This window comes from Nocardioides alkalitolerans (genome assembly GCA_038184435.1).
Classification (GTDB): Bacteria; Actinomycetota; Actinomycetes; order Propionibacteriales; family Nocardioidaceae; genus Nocardioides; species Nocardioides alkalitolerans_A.
This window is the reverse complement of sequence record CP116227.1, coordinates 1,508,934-1,515,000: the sequence shown is the minus strand read 5'-3', so window position 1 is coordinate 1,515,000 and position 6,067 is coordinate 1,508,934. Positions and strand designations below refer to the sequence as shown.

The 6,067-nt window shown below is 63.3% G+C and carries 2 protein-coding genes, 2 rRNA genes and 1 pseudogene; 4 read left to right on the top strand and 1 reads right to left on the bottom strand.

The features are described from left to right. Positions 1-79: 79 nt before the first annotated feature. Together PIR53_07310 and rrf are read left to right on the top strand one after the other, a co-directional pair. Positions 80-3,205, top strand: a 23S ribosomal RNA gene (locus PIR53_07310). A gap of 214 nt (positions 3,206-3,419) precedes the next feature. Next, positions 3,420-3,536: ribosomal RNA gene (gene rrf / locus PIR53_07305) — 5S ribosomal RNA — on the top strand. A gap of 108 nt (positions 3,537-3,644) precedes the next feature. Here rrf and PIR53_07300 read toward each other — a convergent pair. Next, positions 3,645-4,790, bottom strand: a pseudogene (locus PIR53_07300) (DUF1015 family protein). A gap of 14 nt (positions 4,791-4,804) precedes the next feature. Between PIR53_07300 and PIR53_07295 the strand changes: the two are divergent. Beyond that, complete coding sequence (locus PIR53_07295) at positions 4,805-5,848, top strand: HAD-IIA family hydrolase (protein WZH53792.1); 1,044 nt, start codon at positions 4,805-4,807, stop codon at positions 5,846-5,848. Between the two features lie 10 nt (positions 5,849-5,858). Then, positions 5,859-6,065, top strand: a complete 207-nt coding sequence (locus tag PIR53_07290; GenBank protein ID WZH53791.1) for a hypothetical protein — start codon at positions 5,859-5,861, stop codon at positions 6,063-6,065. Positions 6,066-6,067: the final 2 nt, after the last annotated feature.

Sequence of the window (6,067 nt, the reverse complement as noted above, 5' to 3'; positions counted from 1 at the left end):
AGTTTGCGATAGATTTTGCAGCGTTTCTTTTCGCAGCATATGCCCTTTGATTGGGGGTTGTGTTGTGTTGTGGTTTGTTTGACAAGCTATTAAGGGCACATGGTGGATGTCTTGGCACCGAGAGCCGATGAAGGACGTTGGAGCCTGCGATAAGCCCTGGGGAGTTGGCAACCGAGCGTTGATCCGGGGATGTCCGAATGGGGAAACCCAGCTGGAGTCATGTCCAGTTACCTGCACCTGAATATATAGGGTGTGTGGAGGGAACACCGGGAAGTGAAACATCTCAGTACCGGTAGGAAGAGAAAACAACAGTGATTCCGTGAGTAGTGGCGAGCGAAAGCGGAAGAGGCTAAACCATGTACGTGTGATACCCGGCAGGGGTTGCGTATGTGGGGTTGTGGGGTGCGTTTTGATCGGTCTGCCGGCCGGTCGCACAGTAAGAAACCAGAGTCGAAGTCGAAGCCCATTGGAAAGTGGGGCCGTAGAGGGTGATAGCCCCGTAGACGTAAAGCTCTGGCTGTGTGGACGTATTCCCAAGTAACACGGAACCCCTGAAATTCCGTGTGAATCTGGCGGGACCACCCGTTAAGCCTAAATACTCCTCGGTGACCGATAGCGGACAAGTACCGTGAGGGAAAGATGAAAAGTACCCCTGGCGGGGAGTGAAATAGTACCTGAAACCGTGTGCCTACAATCCGTTAGAGCCTTGACTTGTCGGGGTGATAGCGTGCCTTTTGAAGAATGAGCCTGCGAGTTTGCGTTGTGTTGCGAGGTTAACCCGTGTGGGGAAGCCGTAGCGAAAGCGAGTCCGAATAGGGCTACTTAGTAGCACGATCAAGACCCGAAGCGGAGTGATCTATCCATGGGCAGGTTGAAGCGTGGGTAAGACTGCGTGGAGGACCGAACCCACTTCAGTTGAAAATGGAGGGGATGACCTGTGGATAGGGGTGAAAGGCCAATCAAACTCCGTGATAGCTGGTTCTCCCCGAAATGCATTTAGGTGCAGCGTTACGTGTTTCGCCTCGGAGGTAGAGCACTGGATAGCCGATGGGCCCGACCAGGTTACTGACGTTAACCAAACTCCGAATGCCGTGGCGTGAGAGCGTAGCAGTGAGACTGCGGGGGATAAGCTCCGTAGTCGAGAGGGAAACAGCCCAGACCATCAGCTAAGGCCCCTAAGCGGTGACTAAGTGGAAAAGGATGTGGAGTCGCAGTGACAACCAGGAGGTTGGCTTGGAAGCAGCCACCCTTGAAAGAGTGCGTAATAGCTCACTGGTCAAGTGATTCCGCGCCGACAATGTAGCGGGGCTCAAGTCATCCGCCGAAGCTATGGCATTCACATCCTCTTGAGTGAGGAGCCTTAACGGGTGTGTGGATGGGTAGGGGAGCGTCGTGTCGCGGGTGAAGCGGCGGAGTGATCCAGCCGTGGATGCGACACGAGTGAGAATGCAGGCATGAGTAGCGAATCACGTGTGAGAAACACGTGCGCCGAATGATCAAGGGTTCCAGGGTCAAGCTAATCTGCCCTGGGTAAGTCGGGACCTAAGGCGAGGCCGACAGGCGTAGTCGATGGACAACGGGTTGATATTCCCGTACCGGCGAAGTAGCGCCCATGACGAACCTGGTGATGCTAACCGTCCGAAACCCGTGTGACTGATCCCTTCGGGGTGAGGCGCGCGGGCGTAGCGCGGGACCCGAGCTGGTATTAGTCAAGTGATGGGGTGACGCAGGAAGGTAGTCGGACCACGGCGATGGTTGTTCCGTGGCTAAGAGTGTAGGGAACCACTTAGGCAAATCCGGGTGGTTGTGTTTGATCACGATCCTGAGACTTGATGGGGACCCCGTATGGGGGAAGCCGATGATCCTATGCTGTCGAGAAAAACCTCTAGCGAGTTACGAGCCGCCCGTACCCCAAACCGACTCAGGTGATCAGGTAGAGAATACCAAGGCGATCGAGCGAACCATGGTTAAGGAACTCGGCAAAATGCCCCCGTAACTTCGGGAGAAGGGGGGCCGGATCCGTGACACCACTTGCTGGTGGTAGCGGTGATGGCCGCAGAGACCAGGCCCAAGCGACTGTTTATTAAAAACACAGGTCCGTGCGAAGTTGTAAGACGATGTATACGGACTGACTCCTGCCCGGTGCTGGAAGGTTAAGGGGACCGGTTAGACACTTCGGTGTCGAAGCTGAGAACTTAAGCCCCAGTAAACGGCGGTGGTAACTATAACCATCCTAAGGTAGCGAAATTCCTTGTCGGGTAAGTTCCGACCTGCACGAATGGAGTAACGACTTGGGCGCTGTCTCAACCGTGGACTCGGCGAAATTGCACTACGAGTAAAGATGCTCGTTACGCGCGGCAGGACGGAAAGACCCCGGGACCTTTACTATAGTTTGGTATTGGTGTTTGGTTCGGCTTGTGTAGGATAGGTGGGAGACTGTGAAACCTCGACGCCAGTTGGGGTGGAGTCATCGTTGAAATACCACTCTGGTCGTACTAGATGTCTAACCTAGGTCCATTATCTGGATCAGGGACAGTGCCTGATGGGTAGTTTAACTGGGGCGGTTGCCTCCTAAAATGTAACGGAGGCGCTCAAAGGTTCCCTCAGCCTGGTTGGCAATCAGGTGTTGAGTGTAAGTGCACAAGGGAGCTTGACTGTGAGACAGACATGTCGAGCAGGGACGAAAGTCGGAACTAGTGATCCGGCGCTGGCATGTGGAAGCGGCGTCGCTCAACGGATAAAAGGTACCCCGGGGATAACAGGCTGATCTTCCCCAAGAGTCCATATCGACGGGATGGTTTGGCACCTCGATGTCGGCTCGTCGCATCCTGGGGCTGGAGTAGGTCCCAAGGGTTGGGCTGTTCGCCCATTAAAGCGGCACGCGAGCTGGGTTTAGAACGTCGTGAGACAGTTCGGTCCCTATCCGCCGCGCGCGTAGGAAACTTGAGAAAGGCTGTCCCTAGTACGAGAGGACCGGGATGGACGAACCTCTGGTGTGCCAGTTGTTCTGCCAAGGGCACGGCTGGTTAGCTACGTTCGGGAGTGATAACCGCTGAATGCATCTAAGCGGGAAGCACGTTTCAAGATGAGGTTTCCCACCCACTTGATGGGTTAAGGCCCCCAGTAGATGACTGGGTTGATAGGCCGGAGGTGTACAGCAGTGATGCCTAGCCGACCGGTACTAATAGGCCGAGGGCTTGTCTTACAAGCCATCATCACCACACAAACCCCGTTCGGGGTGTTGTGAAGAGGACATGCAGAATCTGTGTGTGCTGCCGAAGCGTTATTGAGAAACTTTTTGTGAGTGTTCGCGTCCACTGTCTGGTGTCTGAGACAACACACCATGCACATCCGAACCATCGACGGCCCCTTGTTGGGGGTTGTTGGTGGTGGGCGGGTGGGTGTCAAGTCAATAGAGTTACGGCGGTCATAGCGAGAGGGAAACACCCGGTCCCATTCCGAACCCGGAAGTTAAGCCTTTCAGCGCCGATGGTACTGCGATCGAGAGGTCGTGGGAGAGTAGGACGCCGCCGGACATTTCTTCTAGTAGGGGTTGTCGTGACCTTCGGGTCACGACAACCCCTACTTTCATTTCTACGCGCAACAACCTGGAACGGCCACGTGGTCGGCCGAGACGCGATGCGTCAGAGCACGCGCATCATGGCGCCGATGCTGGGCTTGGGCTGGAAGGACGTGGCCTTCTCCGGCAGGAGACGTCCCGCTGCGACGGTGCGGGCGAGCGCGTCGTACCCGACGGTGGGGACGAGGACGACGAGGCGCGGTTCGTCCTGGCGCGCCGGCGAGACGAGGCGCGCCAGCGCGCTCTCGGCGGAGTGGTGGTGCTCCACGACGTGCTGGGGCACGGCGCTCAGCAGGTCGCGGTGGAGCACCTCGACCGGGAGCACGCCGGGGTCGACGTCGACGGCCCACGACCGGTCCCCGTCGGTCACCACCATGGTCTGCGGGCCGAGCGCGCGCAGCTGCTGGTCGGCCGTGAGGTCCCGGAGCCGTGCCGAGGGGACGCTCCGGGCGACGTCGACGAGCGCGTCGGCGTCGATGCCGCGCACGACCCGGTGGATCGCGCCGAGGAACAGGGGGGTGGCGGTCTGGTCGACGATCATGACGAGGCCGCGCTCCCAGCCGGTGCCGGGCTCGCTGCGCTGCAGCTGCTGGTAGGCGGCCAGGCGGTGGTGGCCGTCGGCGACCACCAGCTCGGCGGCACGGTGCGTCTCGACCAGGTGTGCCTGGAGGTCGGGGTCGGTGACGCGCCAGTACTGGTGCCGCTGGCCGGCCCGGTCGATGAAGTCGGTGTCGGGCGTCCCCGGAGAGGCGCTGTCGATCGCGGCCCGTGCCTCGGTCGTCCCGCGGTGGACGAGGAGCAGGGGAGCGGGATTGACCCGCATCGCCCGCATGCGGCCGGCGAGCTCGACCGCCTGGTGGCGATCGACGTGCTCGTGGGGGCGGATCGCCGGCGTACCGGTACCGGGCACGAGGTCCGCGAGCCCCACGAGAGCGCGGACGGTGAGCCCCTGGCTGCTGTACTCGTGGACGTAGAGCGCGGGCGCCTCGTCCTGGGTCAGGTTGCCGAGGCGGCGCCAGCGCTGGATGCGCTCGGTGACGGCACGGTGGGGTCGTGCGAGGAGCCGGGCCGACGCCGGGTCGCCGACCCGTGCGGGCGACAGGCGGGTGGCCCCGAAGGGGGCGAGCTCGAAGGGCCCCCGGACCGCGTGGGCGGCGGTCTCGTCGGCTGGGTCCACTGTCGCATCGTAGGGTGCAGCGGCAAGGCTCTCGGAAGGGGTGCGTGGTGCTGGAGTCGACTTCTGGTGCGTTGGCGGAGGAGCACGACGTGGTCATGCTCGACCTCGACGGCGTGGTGTACGTCGGGCGGGCGGGAGTGCCGGGCGCCGCGGCGTACCTGGGCGGTGCGCGCGAGCGGGGCGCCCGCCTCGCGTTCGTCACCAACAACGCCTCGCGCCCCCCGAGCGCGGTGGCCGAGCACCTCGCGGAGGTGGGTGTCCCGGCCGAGGAGTCGGACGTCGTGACGTCGGCGCAGGCGGCGGCACGGGTCCTCCGGGAGCGGTACGGCGCAGGTGCGCGCGTGCTGGCGCTGGGGGCGCAGGGCCTGCTCGAGGCCCTGGCGGCCGAGGAGCTCGTGGCGGTCGGTGTCGAGGACGAGGCGGTCGCCGCGGTCACCGGGTACGGCCCGGACGTGCTGTGGCGGGACATCATGGCGGCGTGCGTGCGGATCCGCGACGGCCTGCCGTGGGTCGCGTCGAACACCGACCACACGATCCCGACGCCGATGGGGGTGGCGCCCGGGCACGGGGTGCTCGTCGACATGGTGCAGCGGTTCACGGGGGTGACCCCCACCGTCGCGGGCAAGCCGGAGCGTCCGCTGCTCGACACCACCACCGACCGGTGCGGCGCGACGCGCACCCTGATGGTCGGCGACCGGATCGACACCGACATCGTCGGGGGCCGTGCCGTCGGCGTACCGACGCTGCTCGTCATGACCGGGGTGACCGGTGCCGCCGAGCTGGCGGCGTGCCCGCCCGAGGAGCGGCCGACCTACGTCGCGGCGGACCTCGGCGGCCTGCTCGAGCCGCAGCCGGAGGTGGTGCCCGGCGCGACCGACGGCGACGTGACCGGCCGTTCCGCGGCCGGGGGGTGGACCGCGGAGGTGCGCGACGGCCGGCTGGGCGTCGACGGTGACGGCTCAGCGTCGGACTGGTGGCGGGCGGTCGCGGTGGCCTCCTGGCAGCACCTCGACGCGACGGGCTCGGCCGCCGACACGACCGCTGTCCACAGCCCGGTGGCGCCGTCCGCGCCGGGGACCGCCGACCGGTAGCCTCGGACGCATGCCGGAGAACCCAGGTGCGCCCGACGTCGATCTCGACGACCGCGCGGCACCCGTGGCGCCGACACCGACCGGCCACGACGACGTGGACGCCCTCCTCGGGGAGCTGGAGAGCCTCGCGGGCACGCCCGTTGCGGACCACGTCGCCGTCTTCGAGCGGGTCCACCTCGGCCTGCGGGGCGTGCTCGACGCCACGACGGCGGGCTGAGC

Excerpts from the sequence above, each read along its gene's own strand:
- PIR53_07290 (WZH53791.1), top strand. The coding sequence starts at position 5,859 with ATGCCGGAGAACCCAGGTGCGCCCGACGTCGATCTCGACGACCGCGCG.